Annotated in this window: 17 protein-coding genes and 1 pseudogene; 3 read left to right on the top strand and 15 right to left on the bottom strand. The window is 68.9% G+C overall.

Annotated features, from left to right (window positions below; all coding sequences use genetic code 11):
- Positions 1 to 26 precede the first annotated feature (26 nt).
- Complete coding sequence (locus QN141_02545; protein MDR7557348.1) at positions 27 to 176, top strand: hypothetical protein; 150 nt, start codon at positions 27 to 29, stop codon at positions 174 to 176.
- A 40-nt stretch (positions 177 to 216) separates the two neighbouring features.
- Here QN141_02545 and QN141_02540 read toward each other — a convergent pair whose 3' ends face one another.
- Together QN141_02540 and QN141_02535 are read right to left on the bottom strand one after the other, a co-directional pair.
- Positions 217 to 438: a hypothetical protein gene (locus tag QN141_02540; GenBank protein MDR7557347.1), complete on the bottom strand. Its 222-nt coding sequence runs from the start codon at positions 436 to 438 to the stop codon at positions 217 to 219.
- Positions 439 to 444: 6 nt separating this feature from the next.
- Entirely contained in the window at positions 445 to 1,659 is a 1,215-nt protein-coding gene (locus QN141_02535) for a DUF4032 domain-containing protein (protein ID MDR7557346.1), read from the bottom strand.
- A gap of 205 nt (positions 1,660 to 1,864) precedes the next feature.
- Here QN141_02535 and QN141_02530 point away from each other — a divergent pair, with 205 nt between their 5' ends.
- On the top strand, positions 1,865 to 2,302 hold the full coding sequence (locus QN141_02530; GenBank protein ID MDR7557345.1) for a DoxX family protein: 438 nt from the start codon (positions 1,865 to 1,867) through the stop codon (positions 2,300 to 2,302).
- A gap of 84 nt (positions 2,303 to 2,386) precedes the next feature.
- On the opposite strand, the gene QN141_02525 is transcribed toward QN141_02530, so the two are convergent.
- The 11 genes from QN141_02525 to QN141_02475 form a co-directional block, all read right to left on the bottom strand.
- On the bottom strand, positions 2,387 to 2,647 hold the full coding sequence (locus QN141_02525) for a hypothetical protein (protein ID MDR7557344.1): 261 nt from the start codon (positions 2,645 to 2,647) through the stop codon (positions 2,387 to 2,389).
- An 87-nt stretch (positions 2,648 to 2,734) separates the two neighbouring features.
- Positions 2,735 to 3,175: a cupin domain-containing protein gene (locus QN141_02520; GenBank protein ID MDR7557343.1), complete on the bottom strand. Its 441-nt coding sequence runs from the start codon at positions 3,173 to 3,175 to the stop codon at positions 2,735 to 2,737.
- A gap of 215 nt (positions 3,176 to 3,390) precedes the next feature.
- On the bottom strand, positions 3,391 to 5,748 hold the full coding sequence (locus QN141_02515; protein MDR7557342.1) for a LuxR C-terminal-related transcriptional regulator: 2,358 nt from the start codon (positions 5,746 to 5,748) through the stop codon (positions 3,391 to 3,393).
- A gap of 82 nt (positions 5,749 to 5,830) precedes the next feature.
- The gene (locus tag QN141_02510; GenBank protein MDR7557341.1) at positions 5,831 to 6,076 is read right to left on the bottom strand and encodes an MmcQ/YjbR family DNA-binding protein; all 246 of its coding nucleotides are present in this window, start codon (positions 6,074 to 6,076) and stop codon (positions 5,831 to 5,833) included.
- A gap of 5 nt (positions 6,077 to 6,081) precedes the next feature.
- Positions 6,082 to 7,200, bottom strand: coding sequence for a winged helix DNA-binding domain-containing protein (locus QN141_02505; GenBank protein ID MDR7557340.1), 1,119 nt, complete (start codon positions 7,198 to 7,200; stop codon positions 6,082 to 6,084).
- Between the two features lie 67 nt (positions 7,201 to 7,267).
- Positions 7,268 to 7,894 carry a cupin domain-containing protein gene (locus tag QN141_02500; GenBank protein MDR7557339.1) on the bottom strand — a complete coding sequence of 209 codons (627 nt, stop codon included), beginning with the start codon at positions 7,892 to 7,894 and terminating at the stop codon, positions 7,268 to 7,270.
- 196 nt (positions 7,895 to 8,090) lie between these two features.
- Positions 8,091 to 10,214 carry a tetratricopeptide repeat protein gene (locus QN141_02495; GenBank protein ID MDR7557338.1) on the bottom strand — a complete coding sequence of 708 codons (2,124 nt, stop codon included), beginning with the start codon at positions 10,212 to 10,214 and terminating at the stop codon, positions 8,091 to 8,093.
- Positions 10,215 to 10,302: 88 nt separating this feature from the next.
- The gene (locus tag QN141_02490; GenBank protein ID MDR7557337.1) at positions 10,303 to 11,205 is read right to left on the bottom strand and encodes an ABC transporter permease; all 903 of its coding nucleotides are present in this window, start codon (positions 11,203 to 11,205) and stop codon (positions 10,303 to 10,305) included.
- Between the two features lie 40 nt (positions 11,206 to 11,245).
- Positions 11,246 to 12,253, bottom strand: a complete 1,008-nt coding sequence (locus tag QN141_02485) for an ABC transporter permease (GenBank protein MDR7557336.1) — start codon at positions 12,251 to 12,253, stop codon at positions 11,246 to 11,248.
- Between the two features lie 41 nt (positions 12,254 to 12,294).
- Positions 12,295 to 13,908, bottom strand: a complete 1,614-nt coding sequence (locus QN141_02480) for an ABC transporter ATP-binding protein (protein MDR7557335.1) — start codon at positions 13,906 to 13,908, stop codon at positions 12,295 to 12,297.
- Positions 13,909 to 13,916: 8 nt separating this feature from the next.
- A complete protein-coding gene (locus QN141_02475) occupies positions 13,917 to 14,930 on the bottom strand; it encodes a BMP family protein (protein MDR7557334.1) in 1,014 nt (337 codons plus the stop codon).
- A 159-nt stretch (positions 14,931 to 15,089) separates the two neighbouring features.
- Between QN141_02475 and QN141_02470 the strand changes: the two genes are divergently transcribed.
- Positions 15,090 to 15,506 (top strand): VOC family protein, encoded by a 417-nt coding sequence (locus QN141_02470; protein MDR7557333.1) that lies wholly within the window; start codon positions 15,090 to 15,092, stop codon positions 15,504 to 15,506.
- A gap of 28 nt (positions 15,507 to 15,534) precedes the next feature.
- Here the strand turns inward: QN141_02470 and QN141_02465 are convergent.
- Together QN141_02465 and QN141_02460 are read right to left on the bottom strand one after the other, a co-directional pair.
- Positions 15,535 to 15,723: pseudogene (locus QN141_02465) on the bottom strand (hypothetical protein).
- 95 nt (positions 15,724 to 15,818) lie between these two features.
- Complete coding sequence (locus QN141_02460) at positions 15,819 to 17,465, bottom strand: cation-translocating P-type ATPase (GenBank protein ID MDR7557332.1); 1,647 nt, start codon at positions 17,463 to 17,465, stop codon at positions 15,819 to 15,821.
- Positions 17,466 to 17,715: the final 250 nt, after the last annotated feature.

Below are 17,715 nucleotides of genomic sequence, written 5' to 3'. Positions count from 1 at the left end.
GCGGTCCTGCGGAATGAGAGGACGGGATGCCGTCCTTGCTGCTGCAGCAACCTCCGCCTCCGCCGCCCGGGTCCGTCCCGGGGATCGGGGACGCCGCGGCGGTGGCCGTTGGCACCCTGCTGTCGCTGCTGGTGCTTTACGCGATCGTGGCCGCCCGCTTCCGCCGCGCCCGCTGATCAAAGCGGGCCGTCCGCCGATCCGCCGATCTCAACCCCCTCAACCGTCAGGCTGCTTCCCGCCATTGCACACGAGCGCGGGCAGACCCTGGAGCATCTCCTCCGTGACGATCACCCGGGCTTCGTCACGCGCCGGCGTCAGAAATGCGTGGGTCTCCTTCCTGGCCCCGCGACGGAAAGCCGCGTGGCCGCCGAAGAGGACGGCCACCGCCGCCCCGATGACGAGGCCGACGGGCAGCAGAACGGACAATGCTCCTGGCACCGGGGGTTACTTCGCGGTCAGTCGGCGCGCATAGTCGTCCAGCGCCGCCGCATGCCCCACGTCCCTCCCCGCGGCCTCCGAGAGATACCACTTGTGTTCCAGCAACTGGCAGTAGAGCTCCGGCAGCGGGGTGCCGTCGCCGGCCAGCGTGCGCAGCCGGGCGGCAATGGGGTGGTAAATCTCGGCCAGCCAGCGCTGCGCGGCCAGGCTGAGGGGCAGACTCCGGTTTTCCTCCCGGGAGAGCGTGGCCTTCAACTCCTGGATCTCGCCCATCATCTGACGGGCCTGCGCCTCCTCCGCTTCCACCCCGGTCAGCCGGACCAGCAGGTCCCGGTGGAAGTTCCGGTCGGCGACGAACACGCGCAGGCGGAGGCGATCGCCGGCCGCCACCGAGGTCAGTTCCACCTCTTCCACAGAGAAGCCCAGGGCGTTGAGGGCCCGGATGCGCTCCTGGATGCGGTAGCGCTCGTGCGGGCTCAACACCTCCTCGCGGGTGATCTCACCCCACAGCCGCCCGTAGCGGCGGCGGATCTCCGCGCCCACCCTGTCCACGGCGTAGCCGGGCGGCAGCGCGCCCATGGCGGTCAGGTCCAGCAGCGCGCCGTAGACGTTCTCTTCCATGATCTCCAGGTCGTGCTCGCGCAGCCCCGGGGCGAGATGGGGGTGCGCCTCGGCCGTCTCCGCATCCACCAGGTAGGCCTGCAGCGCGCCGGCATCCCGGCGAAACAGGGTGTTGGAGAGGGAGCAGTCTCCCCAGTAGACTCCGGCGATGTGCAGCTGCACGAGCAGCCCGGCCAGCGCGTCCAGCAGGTGCTCTCGATACCGCTCCAGGTCGGGCTGCATGAAGAGGTGGTGGTAGGGCAGCGCGTAGTCCAGGTAGCGGGTGATGAGCACCGCCGCCTCATGGACGGGCGTGCGCACGTGCATGTACCCTACCGGGGTCACCACGGGCAGGCGGAGGGCTTCCAGGCTCCGCAGCCGTTCATACTCCCGCACCACAGCGTCCCGGGAGGATTGCTTGAAGGCGTACACCCGGCCCCCGTAGTCCGCGAACACCACGGGGTGCCGGGAGGGGCCGCTGGGGCGCCGCACGATGCGCTCCGACAATCCGTCCCACATCTCCACGGGGGCATGCCAGGGGAGATCCAGGAAGTCGGGATGGCCCGGGCGGAGCGCGGACTCCTGGATCGTGACCGGATGACTGGCGACCTGACGTTCCACGTCCAGAGGCAACCCGCCGGTTTCGGCTCCTGTGTCCTCCATTGTGCAGGAGCGCCGCGCCCCCCGCAACCCGGCGCCGCCCGCTCTCCCCGGAGGCGATCGCCGGACTGCATGGGTTGACTTATTATTATCAAGCACCTTACTATGTGTAAGACATTCCCCCGGAACCCGACGGTCCGGGGCGGCAGGCAAAGGAGGGAACCAGATGCTGGAGGGGGTCTTCGAACCGGTGGGTGACTGGGGACTGCTGATTCTCCGGGTAGGGTTGGGCATCATCTTTCTTGTTCACGGCTGGCCCAAGCTCAATCCCAACAGTCCGATGAAGGGCCCGGCCGGTTTCGTCGGGTTCCTCAGGCAGTTGGAGGTCCCGCTGCCGGCGTTGCTGGGCTGGGTCGTGATCCTGCTGGAGACGGCCGGCGCCGTCCTGCTCGTCCTGGGTGTGGCCACCCGGATCATCGCTCTGGGGCTGGCCATCGACATGCTCGCGGCCATCCGGCTGGTCAAGCGCGGAATGGCCAAGGCCCGTTTCATGGAGCTGCAGGCATCCGGGTGGGAGTTCGAGTTCGCCCTGATGGTGGCGGCCCTGGCCCTGCTCTTCACCGGCCCCGGGGCGATCGCGCTGCCCTTCCTCGCCGGATGGTAGGCATCCCGAACGGTCGCTCCGAACACACGGAGGGCCCGTCTCGTCGTCCTGCGAGCGGGCCCTCTCGTTCCGGATCCGGTCAGCTTACCCGCGTCTGATCGTGATCGCCGTATCAACTCCGGCGGACTTAACCGGAGCCAGGTAGGCTCCGGTCCGGCGGGCCGTAATCGCCGTGATGCCGGTCCCGGTGGCCACGTCGAGGACGCGGTCCCCCGCGCCTACCCCTGCCGCCCGAACCAGGTGCGCGGACACCTCCACCAGGTTCCGCGCGCTCTCGCCGTACGCCCCCTTGGCCCAAACGGCTCGGGCCTTGGTCTTGATCTCTGTCGTCACATCCACGGTCATGACACACCTCCAGGGGAGTCGGGCCAGGTCGCGGCCCGGGAGGCAACCCTCCCCGACCACGACCTGACCGCGACGTGGATCAGCGCGTTACCGGCTGTTCCGCGGATCGTCCGCGGGGTTGACGTAGGTGATGCCCCAGGGACCGACGCTGTGCAGCTGGATGATGGTTTCAGCCGTCGTCCAGGCGTAGTGGCGCATCCCCGGCGCGATCACGAAGAAACTCCCAGGGCCGTAGGCTGTCCCCTTCGATTTGTCGAGCACGTCCCCCATGGCGATAGCGAACCGCCCGGACAGCACGGTGACGTGCTCAAGCGCGGGGTGGGTGTGGGGCGGGATCGCGTATCCGGCCGGGAACTTCAACCGCATGGTCAGGGGCACCGCCTGCGCCGGGTTACCTTCCAGGATGACGATCTGGGCACCGGGCGGCAACGAGGGCGGTGCGGCCTGCCACTTCAACTGCCCGGGGGTGAAGACAATCATGGCTTCCTGGGCCGTGACCGTTGCTGCAGCTTCGTCTCTGATGGGCATCCCCATGGATTCCCGGGGCGTAACTGCCGTTGCGGCACCCCCAAGTAGCACTGCGGCGATCACAGCGATCGCTCTGGCCATTATCAGTTCCTCCTCCTCGGCCTGTGGGCACGGTGCGCCCGCGGCGTTGTGATGCCCCTACTCTAGCCACCGCCGGCTGCTCGGGCATCCGGGAAAAGGCGTAGGAGCGCGCTTCTATCGGGAAATTGCGAGGATTACTGGGTTCGGGTTCGCTGGGAGGAGGCGCTGCCGGGCAGGTGTGCCGTAACCCAGGCGGCGATTTGTGCGCGGCGTTCCAGGCCCAGGCGATTCAGAATATTCTGCACGTGCGTGTCTACGGTCCGCTCGGAGATGCTCAGGGCGATCGCGATTTGACGGTTTGTCCGCCCCTCGGCGATGTGGCGCGCGATCTCGGTCTCGCGGCCGGTGAGTCCGCCGGGGTGCGGCGTTCGCCTCTCCTGAGATGGCGATGGCCTGCCCAGGGCCAACGCCACGGCCTCGCCGACCGTCATGGCCCGGCCTCGATTCCAGGCCGCCTCGAAGCGCGTCCTCCCCAGACGTTCACGGGCGGCTGCCGTGGCGCGGGCGATCTCGGCCTGATCGAGGTCGTCTCTCACCGACCCGATGGCGCGCCGCAGCTCTTCCGCACTTCCCATCAACAGGGCCGCCTGCTCGGCGCGATCGGTCCAGACCAGCACGGCCGCCAGACTCTCCAGGCCGCTGGCCAGGAGCCAGCGGTGACCGATCTCGCTGGACAGCGCCAGACTCTCTTCCAGCAGCGCGCGCGCCTTCTCAGGTTCCTCGGACAGCAGTATTCGTCCCAGGGTTTCGGTGACGAGACTCGTCAACCACCTGTCCCGCAGGCGGCGTGCAAGCACGAGTGCCCTCTCCGCCGATTTCCGCGCGGCTTCGGTTTCGCCCCGAGCCCACAGGATCATGGCCAGGTTGCATGAGCCGCGCGCCTCGAGCCAGCTGTCCTGGGCGTCGTGGGCCACGGCGATCAACTCTCGGTGGTGGCCCTCGGCGCTCCGCACATCTCCCATGGAATCCGCCGCCAAGCCCGCCTGCAGCAGCACCCACCCGGTCAGGGCGGGGTCCTCGACAGATCTCGCCACCAGCAGAGCTTCCTCTGCCAGCCTGGAGGCCCGTTCCCCCTTGCCTTGAGGCCAGAGCAAGGCGGCCAGCCCCGCGAGCGCTCGGGCCCGGGCACGGGCGGGGACCTGTTGCCTGGAGGCGGCGGCCTCCAACCACGCCTGTCCCTCCCGGAAGTACCCGCGCGCAAACCAGAATCTTCCCATTGCCGCGGCAAGCCGCGCGCCCGTCTCATCACCATGGCCGCTGAAGCACCACCGCAGCGCGGCGCGGATGTTGTCGTGCTCGCGGTCCAGGCGGTCCAGCCACCCCGTCTGATCCTGACTCCACAACAGCGGCTCGGCGCGCTCGGCGAGGGCCAGAAACCACCGGGCATGGCGCCCGGCCACCGCATCTGTCTCGCCGGCCCGGTTCAGCTCCTGGAGGGCGAACTCGCGGATTGTCTCCAGCATCCGGACCCTCGGCTCGCGCTGCCCGTCGGCGGGGTCTTCGATGCGGATGAGCAGGTTCTTGTCGGCGAGCGAGGCGATCGGCTCGAGCACGCCGACGTTCAGATCCTCGCAGATCGCCTCGATCGCCTCCACCGTACATCCGCCGGCGAAGATCCCCACCCGTCGAAAGACGGCTCGTTCCACATTACCCAGGAGGTTGTAGCTCCAGGCGATCGCCTCGCCGAGGTTCCGGTGTCGGCCCCTCGCTTCGGACGGTTCTGCCGGCAGGCCGCGCCGTGCCTCCAGCCGCGCCAGGATGGCCTCCGGATCCAGACGGCCGATCCAGGCGGCGGCCAGCTCGATCGCCAGGGGAAGGCCGTCCAGCCTCCGGCAGATCTCCGCAACCGTCCGGGCGTTGGCGGCGTCCAGGGCGAACGTCGGGTCGGCGGCTTTCGCCCGCTCCGCGAACAGCGCCGTGGCAGGACTGCGCCTGATCGCTGTCCACTGCGAGAGCCGTGGATCGGCGACCGGCAGCGGAGACAGTCGGTACTCGCGCTCCCAGGTGACATGCAACGGTTCCCGGCTCGTGATGAGGAACCTGATATCCGGGGCGGCGTCCAGGAGTCCGGCAACCTCGGGGCCCGCCGCCGCGACCTGCTCGAAGTTGTCCAGCACAAGGAGCAGATTCCGCCCGCACAGGGTATCGTGCAGGACCCTCGCGATCGGCTGGTTCGGGGGCACGTACGCGCCCAGGGCCTGGGCGATCGCGCTCAGAACGAGGGCCGGGTCTCGGATGGGCGCCAGATCCACAACCAGGGCGCCGTCATCGAACTCGCTGGCCACCGCGGATGCGACCTCGATCGCGAATCGGGTCTTCCCGACCCCCGGCGGACCGGTAATCGTGAGCATCCTGACGTCGCGGCGCAGAATGAGGCCCTGGGCGGCTCCCAGTTCCTCCTCCCGCCCGATCAGGCGGTGGGGATGCGGCGGCGGACGGCGGCGGGAATTCTCTACGGAGGAGGAACCGGCGGGCGCCCTGGACGGGACCATCTTCTTCGCGATCTTCACGACGGGTGACTGACCCTATTCGCCTCGGACACTCGCGTTCCTGGCGAATCCCGGCCTCCTCCGCCTATTTTCCAATCCGGACCTTCCGTTGCCACGCTGAACGCAGCAACTCCACAGAGACCATGAGGTCTTGGTGCTCCTCGTCCACGAACACGTGAAGATGGCGCCCGTCTGGAGGCACAGTGGCGAAGATCTTGCCCTTGACTCGAAAAGACGACTTGTCGGAGTGCGGCTCTTCCGTCGCTTCGGGCAAGGAGAGGGCGAACCGACGCACCCGATCGATCTTCACGGACCACCCCCTGGCTGGCATTTCAGCTACGCCTGTGTAACCACCGCGCCAAAATCACGCGCCAGGATCGAGGAGAGGCGGGCAACCTCCGCCTCCAGCGCTTTCCTGGGCGGCCGGCCCGCTTCCCGAAACCAGGCGATGCGCACGTGGTCGCCGTCCGGTTCCCACGTGCCGCACACCACACCGCTGGCGACAACGATCGGCGCAATCCAGCCGGCCTGCCTGCTCACGGCGGAGCGCCGCCCGGGCGGCAGGATATGCACATCGTCGGTCCCGGGACCGAGGACGTACTGATCGAAACCGGGAAGCAGGCGGACGGCTGCGGTAGGCTTTGTTGATGCGAGCGCATCGACGTCCTCCGCCAGGACGTAGGCGCGCTCGCCGTCCACCTCGACCTCGGCCAGCGCGTCGCCCAGCGCGGCGAAGGCCGCCCGCAGCCGTCGTCTGCCGGTTCCGGCGCCAAGCCAGCGGCCGAAGTTGTCCATCGTCGCCGGCCCGTATGCCGCAAGGTACGCACGGACGGCGACCGGCCCGGCCTCATCGGGATCGGGCAGGCTGGCCCAGCGCGGACTCGCCGCCTCCGGACGGGTGAAGGTGACGCGGGGGCCCCGCGCCGGTCCGTGGCACAGGTCTCCAAGCCAGGCCAGGGGCTTGAGGAGCGTGCCCCAGCCCGACCGGAGCCCTTCGCCCAGATGCCGCAGCCGGCGGCGCCGGACCAGGGCGGCGATCAGTTCTTCGCGTGTGAGGGGAGCACCGTCGAGCGCCTCGCGAACCGCCTCGCGGAAGTGGATCATGACCTGCGGGGTCAGGCCGAAGTACCGCTGCCAGCTGGGGAGTTCCCAGCGCCGTCCCGCGGCGATCAGCGAGAGGAAGGCGCCGCCGTCCTCCGGGGTGAGCAGGTGGAGCGCCCCGCGCATCGCCCAGGTCTTGATGAGGCGACCCTCGGCCAGGGCGCGGGCGACCTCGCCAGGCCGCGATCGCTCACGTCGGAGGCGGACGGCGAGTTCGGCGGATGAGGCGACCTGCGTCTGGACGGCGCAGAGGCGGCGGACCACGCCGGCGACGGGCAGCGTTCCCACCGGATCCAGCAGGTGGCGCCGCATTCGCCAGGCCAGCGCCTGCCGCCAGCTCACGCGCAGGGTCATGCGGCAAGCATAGCGGCAGGGCGCTGGGACTGTCTACGCGGTCGGCCGCCCTCCTCCAAAGGCCCGCTCAATGGTGGAACACGGCCGGAGATGAGAACGGCCTGTTCGCATCCACCACAAACATGATCAACTGGCGCAACTCCGTCGAGCCGCAACTTGAGACCTGGACGGGGACTTCCGCCTCCGCCCCTGCCGTGGCCCGACCGACCGGGATGCGGAGCACACCGCCGGACGTGTGCAGGCATCCCTCTCCTGCAAGCACGTAGAAGGCTTCAGTTCCCGGATGAGTGTGCACGGTGGTGATGCTGCCGGGCGCGCCGGTGGCTTGATTGATCCGGAGGAGATACTCCGTCGCCCGTACCGGCGGGAGGGGGCCGACCTCGGCCGCATGGGTCCCACCTGAAGAAACCATGCCCTTGGGTCCCAGCCTGAAGAGCCAGGCGCTCCCGAAGGCCTCAGCGGCCAGCGCCCAGGGTCCGGTGGCCGCCGCCTGCGCTTGAACGAGAGTGGGAAATGTTTCGATCCGCCAGTAGAGCCGCGGCCGACCCACCGGCAACGACGTCACCTTCTTCTCCGTGAGCGCTTTGACGACCAGGGATCCGGGCACGATGGTCTGCTGGGCGACCGCGGTCGTCGACAGCAGGAACGCCCCCGCGAGCAAGACGGCGGCGGCAAGAACCAGACGCCTTCCCATTGGCAGTTCCTCCTTTTGCGAAGCGCCCGGCTCCGGGCTCCCCTGCGCCGCGCCACAGCCAAGGGCTCCGGTCCAGGACGCATGTCTCGCTGTCCACCTATCTTGCGCTTCGGCTGGACCGCCGCCATCCGAGGAAGGACCTAAGTACCAGGGGAAAGACCGGGAGAGCCGTGGGCGAAAGCGAGTCGGTCGGAGTCTAAGCCCGCGCGCCCTTCGGCAGGTGCGCGGAAGCCCAGGCGGCGATCTGGGCGCGCTTCTCCATGCCGAGCTTGTTGCGGATGTTCTGGAGGTGAGCGTCCACGGTGCGTTCGGAGATCTCCAGCCTGGTCGCGATCTGCCGGTTGGTGAGGCCGCGGGCGATGTCCAGGACGATCTGCGCTTCACGACCGGTCAGTCCGCCGGGGCGCTGCGGGCGCGTCTTCCCGGGCGGGAGCGTTCGCCCGAGCGCCAGGGCGACCGCTTCGTCCACGGTCATCGCCCGCCCCTTCGCCACCTCCGCCTCATAGACGGCATCGCCGAGGCGCTCGCACGCCGCCTCGCCGGCTTCCCTCAAGGCGGCCTGGACGCCGGGACCGGGAACCAGCCCGAAAGCCTCCCGCAGCGATTCCGACGCGCCCAGCAGCGCCGCGGCGATGCCGGCACGATCGGAGCGGGCCAGAAGACCGGCCAGGTCTTGCAGGCCGAGCGCCGTCAGCCAGCGATGGCCGACGTCGTGCGCCAGGGCCAGGCTCTCCTCCAGCAGCACCACGGCCTGGGCGGGGTCGTCTCGCAGGAGCACCCGGCCCAGCCCGCCCGTCACCACACCGGTCAGCCACTTGTCGTGGCGCGGCCGGGCCAGGCGCAGGGCTTCCTCGAAGATCTCCCGCGCGCGCGACGTCTGCCCGCGACGGTGCAGGGCGCTCGCGATCCCGCAGAGCGCCCGGATCGCCAGCGCTTCATCACCCGCCAGGCGGGCCGCGTCCAGCATCTCGAGATTGACGCGTTCGGATCGTTCGGCATCGCCTGCCCCGGCCGCGGCCAGGGCCAGCCCGTGCAGGACCCAGGCCGTCGTCGCCGGCTCTCCGACCCGCCGCGCCAGGGCCAGCGCCTGCTCCATCAACCCGAGCGCCTGCCTTGCCTCGCCCTGGTGCACGAGGAAGAATGCCAGGTTCCTGAGGGCCAGGGCGCGCGCCCGGTCAGAGACGTTCTGCTTCGACGCCGCGATCTCACCCCACCGACGGCCCTCGCGGATGTGGCCGCGCGAGAACCAGAAGCGGTGCATCGAGGCCGCGAGCAGCACCCCCGTCTCCTCATCCGCTCCGTCAAGGCACCACCGCAGGGCGGCGCGGATGTTGTCGTGCGCCTGCTCGATCCGCCCGAACCACACCGCCTGGTGCTCGCTCCACAGGTACCGCTCCGCCTGCCGGGCGAGGTCGAGGAACCACGCCGCGTGGCGCCGGCGCACGGCTTCCGCCTCGCCCGTCAGCTCGAGGCGTTCCTCCGCGAACTCGCGGATGGTTTCCAGCATGCGAAAGCGCGGCGCGCCGTCTTCGACGCGGATCAGGAGGTTCTTGTCGACGAGCCGGGCAACAGGCATCAGCGCATCGACGCGCAGCCCCTCGCACACGGCCTCGATCGCCTCGAGCGGGGTCTCGCCGGAAAATGCCCCGAGCGCGCGGAAGACCATCCGCTCGGTGTCGTTCAGCAGGTCGTAGCTCCAGCCGATGGCGTCGATGAGGGTGCGCTGGCGCTCGGGCGCGTCCGGCGAGCCGCCGGCGGGAAGTCCGCGGTGGGCGGACAGCCTGGACAGAATCGCCTCCAGCCCCAGCGGTCCGACCCAGGCCGCGGCCAGCTCGATCGCCAGGGGCAGGCCGTCCAGCCGGCGGCAGATCTTGACAATCGCGGGAGCATTCCGGTCGTCGACCGTGAACGTCGGCTGGGCCGCGCGAGCCCGCTCAATGAAGAGCGCCGTGGCCGGGGACCGGAGCAGTCTCGTCGCATCCGGCACCGCGCCTGGCTCCGGGAGACCGAGGGGGAGCAGCGGGTAGTGACGCTCCCAGCGGAGGTGCAGCGGCTGGCGACTCGTAGCCAGCACCTTGACGGTCGGGCAGGCGGCCAGAACGTCACCAATGTCCGGAGCGGCGGAGATGAGGTGCTCGAGATTGTCGAGCACGAGCAGGATGTTCCGGTCACCCAGGTGCCGGCGCAGGCGCTCCAGTGATGGCCGGCCGGGGTAATCCGGTAGGTCCAGCGTCCGGGCCACGGCGTCCAAGACCAGGGCGGGATCACGGACCGGCGCGAGATCGACGAAGACCACGCCGTCGTCGAGCTCCCGGGCCACTCTGGCGGCGACCTCGATGGCGAACCGCGTTTACCAGTGCTCGATCCGAGGGTCCAATCCCTTTCGGATCCCGTGTCGTCCCGTTCGGCTACAGCAGCAACCGTCGTTCGCGGTCGTAGTTCTTCCCCAGGAACGCGGGCACCTGAAGACGCCGAAAGGCGGGCATCATCACGACCATGGTGGCCAGGTAGGGGAGCATGAGGATGAACTGGTACGGGATCCCCGCGCCCGTGACCTGCACCCGGAACGCCAGCACCTCGACCCCCGCGAAGAACAGGGCCCCCAGGAAGATCAGCGCCGGATTCCACCCGCCGAAGAAGGTCAGGGCGATGGAGAGCCAGCCCCGGCCCCGCACCATCCCCTCGGTAAAGGTGCCGGTGTAGACCATCGGCAGGTAGGCGCCGGCCAGCCCGATGAGTATGGCCCCGACCACGGTGGTCAGATAACGCACCAGCGGCACATTCACGCCGAGGGCGTCGGCGGCCATGGGGTTCTCCCCGACGGCCCGCAGGGCCAGCCCGGGCCCGGTGGACCGGAGCAAGAGGGAGAGCGCCGCGGAGAGCAGCACGGCGCCGTACACCAGGACGTTCTGCCGGAAGAGGATCGGGCCCAGCACCGGGATGCGGCTGAGGCCGGCCACGGGCAGATCCCGCAGCGTGGAGATCAGCGGAGGGGCGAGGGTGACGCCGACCGCCAGCCGGTAGAAGAGCGTGGACAGCGCCAGGCCGATGAAGTACAGGGCCAGGCCGATCACGAACTGGTCCATTTTCAACGTGGTCGTGAAATAGGCCAGGGCCAGCCCGAAGAGGCCGCCGACGACCGCCGCCAGCAGGAGGCCCTCGAGCAGGTTCCCCCCCGAGAGATAGGCGCCCAGGAAGCCCACCGAGGCGCCGACCAGCATGATGCCCTCCTGGGCCACGTTGAACACCCCGGCCCGCCCGGCCAGCATCGTCCCCTGGCCGGCCAGGACGTACGGGACCAGCGTGAGCACGACCAGCCGGGCGAAGGTGACAAACGCGTCGATGACCAGGTTACCTCCTGCGCACGACGTCGGAGAGGAGGACGAAGATCAGGATCACCCCCTCGACCACGAAGACGATCTCCGCCGGGATCATCATCGTCCGCTGCATGGCCCGGGCCCCGACCTCCAGCGCGGCGATGGCGAAGGCCACGAGGGGTACGGCCGCGGTGTTTCCCTTGGCGATCAGACCGATGAGGATGCTCAGCAACAGATAGTTGGACTGCACGCCCTCGATCAGCCGGTGGTGGACGCCGGCCACCTCCACGGCTCCGGCCAGTCCGGCCAGAGTCCCTCCCAGCACCAGGGACAGCAGGGCGATGCGGTGCACGGCGATACCGTGGAGCAGCGCGGCGCGCAGGTTCGCGCCGGTGGCCCGCAACTCGTACCCTGCTGTGGTGCGGTTCACGTAGAGGTGGACGGCGACGGTCGCGGCCAGCGCGATGAGGAACCCGGCGTGCAGGGGCGGACTCCCGACCAGGAGGGGGAGGCGGGCGGCGGCGGCGATGGGGACCGTGGTCGGGTGCCCGGCCGCCGGATCCGGCCAGATCTCCGTGGCCACGTAATCCATGGCGCTGAAGGACACGAAGTTCATCAACACCGTGGTGAGGATTTCGTTGATCCCGAACCGGTAGAGGAGCCAGGCCGGGACCAGCGCCCACAACGCGCCGCAGAGGACGCCGGCCAGGATCAGCACCGGCAGCAGGACGACCGCCGGCAGGCCGGCCAGGAGGATCCCCGCCGCGGCGGCGCCGATGGCCCCGGCGATCAGTTGCCCCTCTCCCCCGATGTTGAACTTCCAGGCGGCCAGCGGCACGGTGAAGGCCAGCGCCAGCAGCACCAGCGGGATGAACTTCAACAGGGTCTGGACGAAGCCGTTGGCGCTCCTGAAAGACGTGAACAGGATCGTGCTGTACGCCCTGGCGACATCAAACCCCATCACGGCCATGAAGAGACCTACCGCCGCGAAGGCCGCCGCGATACCGAGCAGGTAGGGAGCGGCGCCGGCGACGACCAGCACCGGCCATCCCTGCGGACCCCGACCGCGAAGCACCCGTTCGGTCACGGACGCGCACCCGCCGGTCCGGCACCGGCCGCCTCCACGCCGGCCATCAGCCGCCCGATCCGGTAGCGGTCGAACTCTTCCCGCCCCAGCACCCCGGCGATCCGGCCCCGGTACAGCACCGCGATCCGGTCGCAGAGGAGGAAGAGTTCGTCCAGATCCTCGGAGATCAGAAGGGTCCCCGCCCCCCGGTCCCGCAACTCCAGGAACTTCCGGTAGACGAACTCCGTGGAGGGCACGTCCAATCCGCGGGTGGGATTGTGGGCAATGAGGAGACGGCACGGAAAAGAGAAGGCTCGGGCCAGCATCAGCCGCTGGATGTTTCCCCCGGAGAGATTCACGGCGGGAGTGTCGGGGCCCGGAGTGTGGATGCGGTACTCCTCGATCAGCCGCCTCGCCGCCTCGAAGGCGGCCCGCCAGTCCAGCCACGGCCCTCGGGCGTAAGGCCGGCGGCGGTGCGCGCCCAGGATGAGGTTTTGCGCCACCGTCCCTCGGGGGAGAAATCCATCGTGCAGGCGGTCCTCCGGAATGTAGGCCACACCCAGCGCCAGCCGGTCCGCGGTGCCGGCGTCCGTGACCTCCGCCTCCCCGATCCACACCCGGCCGCCCGCCGCCCGACGCACGCCCACCAGGGCCTCGACGAGCTCGCGCTGTCCGTTCCCCGCCACCCCCGCGAGGCCGAAGATCTCCCCGGCAGACACGGCGAGGCTGCAGTCCCTGACCAGGGACACGCCGCCCTTCGCGCTCACCGAGAGCCCGTCCACCCGCAGCACCGCCGGTCCTCCGGAGGGCCGCCGCTTCCCGCCTCCGCCGGAGAACAGCACGCTGCGGCCGAGGTCGACCTCCTCCCCCACCATCGCCCGCACCAGCGCCTCCTCCGCCGCCTCCTCCCGCGGCACGGTGAGGACGCGCCGTCCCGACCGCATCACGGTGATGCGCTGGCAGACCGCCAGGGCCTCCCGGATCTTGTGGGTGATGAAGACGACACTGATCCCCTCTCTGACCATGGCCTGGAGCGAGGCGAACAGGGAGTCCACTTCCTGCGGTGTCAGGTTCGTGGTGGGCTCGTCGAGGATCAGGATCCGCACCCGGCGGTAGAGCGCCTTGAGGATCTCGACGCGCTGCCGCACGCCCACCGGCAGCTCCGCCACCAGGGCGTGGGGATCCACCTCGAGACCAAACCGCGCGGCCAGCTCCCGGATGCGCCGCTCGGATTCAACCGGGGTGGGGAGCAGCCGGCGCCCTGCGGGCATCCCCAGCGCGATGTTCTGGGCCACGGTGAAGGTCTCGACCTGCAGGAAGTGCTGGTGGACCATGCCGATCCCGTGCCGAAGGGCGTCGCGAGGAGAACGGATCTCGATGGGACGACCGTCCAGGAAGACCTCACCGGCGTCGGCCCGGTACAGACCGTAGAGGATGTTCATCAGGGTGGTCTTCCCGGCGCCGTTCCCGCCCAGCAGCCCGTGGATCTCCCGCTCCCGGAGCTGAAAATCCGCCGCCGCCAGGGCGACGACCGGTCCGAAGGCCTTGCGCACACCCCGGAGCTCCAGAATCGTCCGGGGACCGGGCGGGAGGAGATCCGCCGGTGGTCCGGCGGCCGGGAGCACGGGCATCTCGCCTGCTAACGCACCGGGGTGAAGTCCTTGACGACCTTGATCTTCCCCGCCACGAGGTCGGTCATCAGCCTGCGCATCGTCGCGCTCACCGACTCCGGAGTGTTCCGCAGCGGAAACTGCAGCCCGACGCCGGTGTCGAAGCCCAGCGGGTAATAGCCCTTCGTCTCCCCCCGCTGGATGCGCCGGACGATGGAACGCAGCGGGCCGGCGAAGTCGTACAGCACCGACGTGACGTAATGCTGGGGGGCAAAGCCAGCCTTGTCCGTGTACTTGGCCGTGACCAGCACGCGCCGGGGCGCGGCCTTCACGGCCTCGAAGATCCCGAGCATCCCCAGGTTGAGGGAGCCCATGATGACGTCCACGCCGTCGGCGATGAGGGCGTCGGCGACCTGCCGGGCCTTGGCCGGGTCGTTGAAGTCGCCCACCCAGACCAGTTTCAGGTCCACCGTCCGCCGCTGGTCGCGCAGCGCCTGGCGGACGGCGTGCACTTCGGCGTAGGAGAAGGGCAGGGTCAGCCCCCCGACGTAGGCGATCTTCCCGGACTGGGTGAGCATCGCGGCCAGGGCGCCGATGGGGTAGAACCCGATCTGGAAGTTACGGTCGATGACCCACAGATTGGGCGGCAGCTCCCCCAGGGGGGCGTCCGCCTCGGCGACGAAGGTCACGTTGCGGAACTCCCGGGCCAGCTTCTCCGTCTGGGAGATGAACTGGCCGCCGTGGGTCCAGATGACGGTGTACTTCAGGTCGATGTACTCCCGCATCACCCGCTCCACGTCGGGCACGGCGACGCTCTCCGAGTAGGCCACGTCGACGCCCAGTTCGTTCCCCACGGACCGGAGGGCGACGAAGCCCAGCGTGTTGTAGTCGGCGTCGGTCACCACGCCGGGGAACACCGCGGCCACCTTCAGTCTGGCGGCCGGAGCGGCCTGCAGATCGGCCCCGAAGGGCGGCAGCAGAGGCCACAGCATCGCACCCAGCGCGAGCAGCGCCGCGACAATCCTGATCTGTGCGGTCTTCATTCCGTCCCTCCTACGGCTTTGTGCACAGGGTTCCATCCGGCCTTCCCCGCCCCCTTCAGCCGGCCTGCCGCCACGGGAATAGGAGGCACCGCCCGTCGTTGGAAGGGGCAACAACGAGGCTCGCCCAGAACCACCTCCGTGGGCGCCAGGGAGGGACGGATGACGACGGTGCTGCTGAATCCGTATCTCAGCTTCAAGGACAACGCCCGGCAAGCCATGGAGTTCTACCGATCGGTCTTCGGCGGTGAGCTCTCCCTGACGACCTTCAGGGAGTTCCAGGCCTCGGACGACCCGAGCGAGGACGACAAGATCATGCACGCGCGGCTGGATACCCCCGCCGGCTTGGTGCTCATGGCCTCCGACACCCCCAGGCGAATGCCCTACCAGACGGGCTCGAGCATCAGCCTGTCCCTCAGCGGGGACGACCAGTCCACGCTCACGACCTACTTCAACAACCTCGCCGCCGGTGGCACGGTCGTGATGCCGCTGGAGAAGGCCGCCTGGGGAGATACCTTCGGCATGTGCACGGACAAGTTCGGCGTGCAGTGGATGGTGAACGTGACGGCGAGGAAGTGAAGCGCCTGAGGACGACCATCGACCGCCCTCAGCTCACGGCTTTCTTCACCAGGGCGACGATTCTGGCCTCGACCGCGGGCGTCCACTCCTTCAGGGCGAAAGCGGTCGGCCACATCGCACCTTCGTCGAGGTTCGCCGCATCGCTGAAGCCTAACGTCGCGTACCTGGTCTTGAACTTGTGCGCGCCCTGGAAGAAGCAGACGACCTTGCCGTCCCTGTCGCCGCGTCCCTCCGCCTTCAGCTCTCGGGTGCGCTCCCTCACCTTCTTCTTGGCTCTGCCCAACTCTCTCCACCACCTTGCTCGACCGCAGGTCAGGGCCGCGCTGCCCGGTAGCGGGCGACCCGGAGCCCATTCGCAACCGCCAGCAACTCGCTGCCCTCATGGGCTGCAACCGCCAGGATAATTGACAGGACGCCGATCAACGCCCCGGGGATCAAGACGCTGTGGATCAGCAGGGAGAAGACGATGTTCTGGGTGCTGATCGTCCGCGCTACTCGCCCAAGCCGGACGGCGTAGACGACCTTCTCCAGGTCGTCGGCCATGAGGGCAACATCCGCCGCTTCGATGGCCGCGTCGGTTCCCGCCGCCCCCATGGCGATCCCGACGGTCGCCGCGGCGAGGGCCGGCGCGTCGTTGATTCCATCGCCGACCATGGCGACGGAGCCGAGCTCCCGTTCCATCCGCTTGACGTATTGGACTTTCTCCTCCGGCCTGAGCCCGGCATGGAAGTGCCTGATGCCAAGCTCTTTCGCGATCGCCGCCGCCGTCCGCTCGTTGTCTCCCGTCAGCATGGCGACCTTGACCCCAACCTGCTCAAGCGACCGGAGTACTTTCCTGGCTCCCGGACGTACCCGGTCGCGGAGCGCGAGCAGGCCGACGAGGGAGTGGTCTTTGCCCACCGCGACAACGGTCTTCCCTTCCGCCTGGAGTCGTTCCACCTCAGACTGAATCTCGCCAAGGGGAATCTTCCGCTCTGCGAGAAGCGCCGGGCTGCCGACAAAGACTTCGGTCCGACTCATCCGGGCCTTCGCGCCCAAGCCGGTCAGCGCCTCGAACTCATGTACGGGCTGGAGTGCGACCCCCTCCTCCTCGGCGCGCCCGACAATGGCTCTGCCGATCGGGTGCTCTGAACGCTGTTCGACGCTCGCCGCCAGAGCCAGGAGTTCCTCGCGCGTGGTTCCCGCCGCCGGGAGAACATCGGTCACCTCGGGCTTCCCCTCGGTGAGGGTGCCGGTCTTGTCGAAGGCCACGACCTGCACCCGGCCGAGGTTCTCCAAGTGCAGTCCGCCTTTGATGAGGACGCCATGCCGCCCGGCCGTGCCGATGCCCGCGGCCACGGCTACCGGGGTGGACATGACCAGGGCGCAGGGTGCCGCCGCCACCAGAAGCACAACCGCCCGGACCGCCCACGGGAGGAACGGCTGCCCGAAGAGCGGTGGAATCAGCAGGAGGAGGCCGGCGGCCACCAGGACCGCCGGCGTGTAGCGGTTCCCGAAGCGTTCGATGAACCGCTGCAGCCGCCCCTTCCGCTCCTGCGCTTCTTCCACGAGGTGAATGATCTTGGAGAGCGTGTTGTCCTCGAACGCCGCGGTCGCTTCAACGACGAGGGCGCCCTGCTTGTTGACGGACCCGGCGAATACGGCGCTCCCGGGCCCCTTCTCCACCGGCATCGATTCGCCGGTGACCGGCGACTCGTCGAGGGCCGAGGCCCCATCCCGGATGATGCCGTCTGTGGCCAGGGCCTCCCCGGGCCGGACAACAAATCTGTCTCCCGGTTTCAGCTCGGTCGCCGGGATGGTCTCTTCCCGTCCGTCGCGGAGGACCGTCGCTTCCTTCGGCGCCAGGTCCAGAAGGGCGCGGATGGCCGACCGCGTCCGCGCATAGGCATATTCCTCCAGGCCTTCGGCGACCGCGTAGAGGAACACCAGGATGGCGGCCTCGTCCCACAGCCCTAAGATGCAGACAGCCGACGGAGTATGCCTGGTTCAAGCGTCTCATCGACGAAGGTAAAGTAAAGGGCATTGTGCTTCTCCTGCAGTATTCTCGATCAGGCGCTTGTGCTCCGGTGGTACGGGGAGACCCGCTTCAACCCGAACCTTGACGAGGATTTGGTTGCTCAGTTAGCGCGAGCGGGTATGCGAATCATCCAGTTCGGGTTGGAGAGCTACAATCAACGAGTTCTTGATCTCATGGACAAAGGGGTCAAAC

It is taken from the genome of Armatimonadota bacterium, assembly GCA_031459765.1.
GTDB classification, from domain to species: domain Bacteria; phylum Sysuimicrobiota; class Sysuimicrobiia; order Sysuimicrobiales; family Kaftiobacteriaceae; genus Kaftiobacterium; species Kaftiobacterium secundum.
Note: the sequence above shows the minus strand (reverse complement) of the source record. Positions and strands in the feature narration are given on the sequence as shown.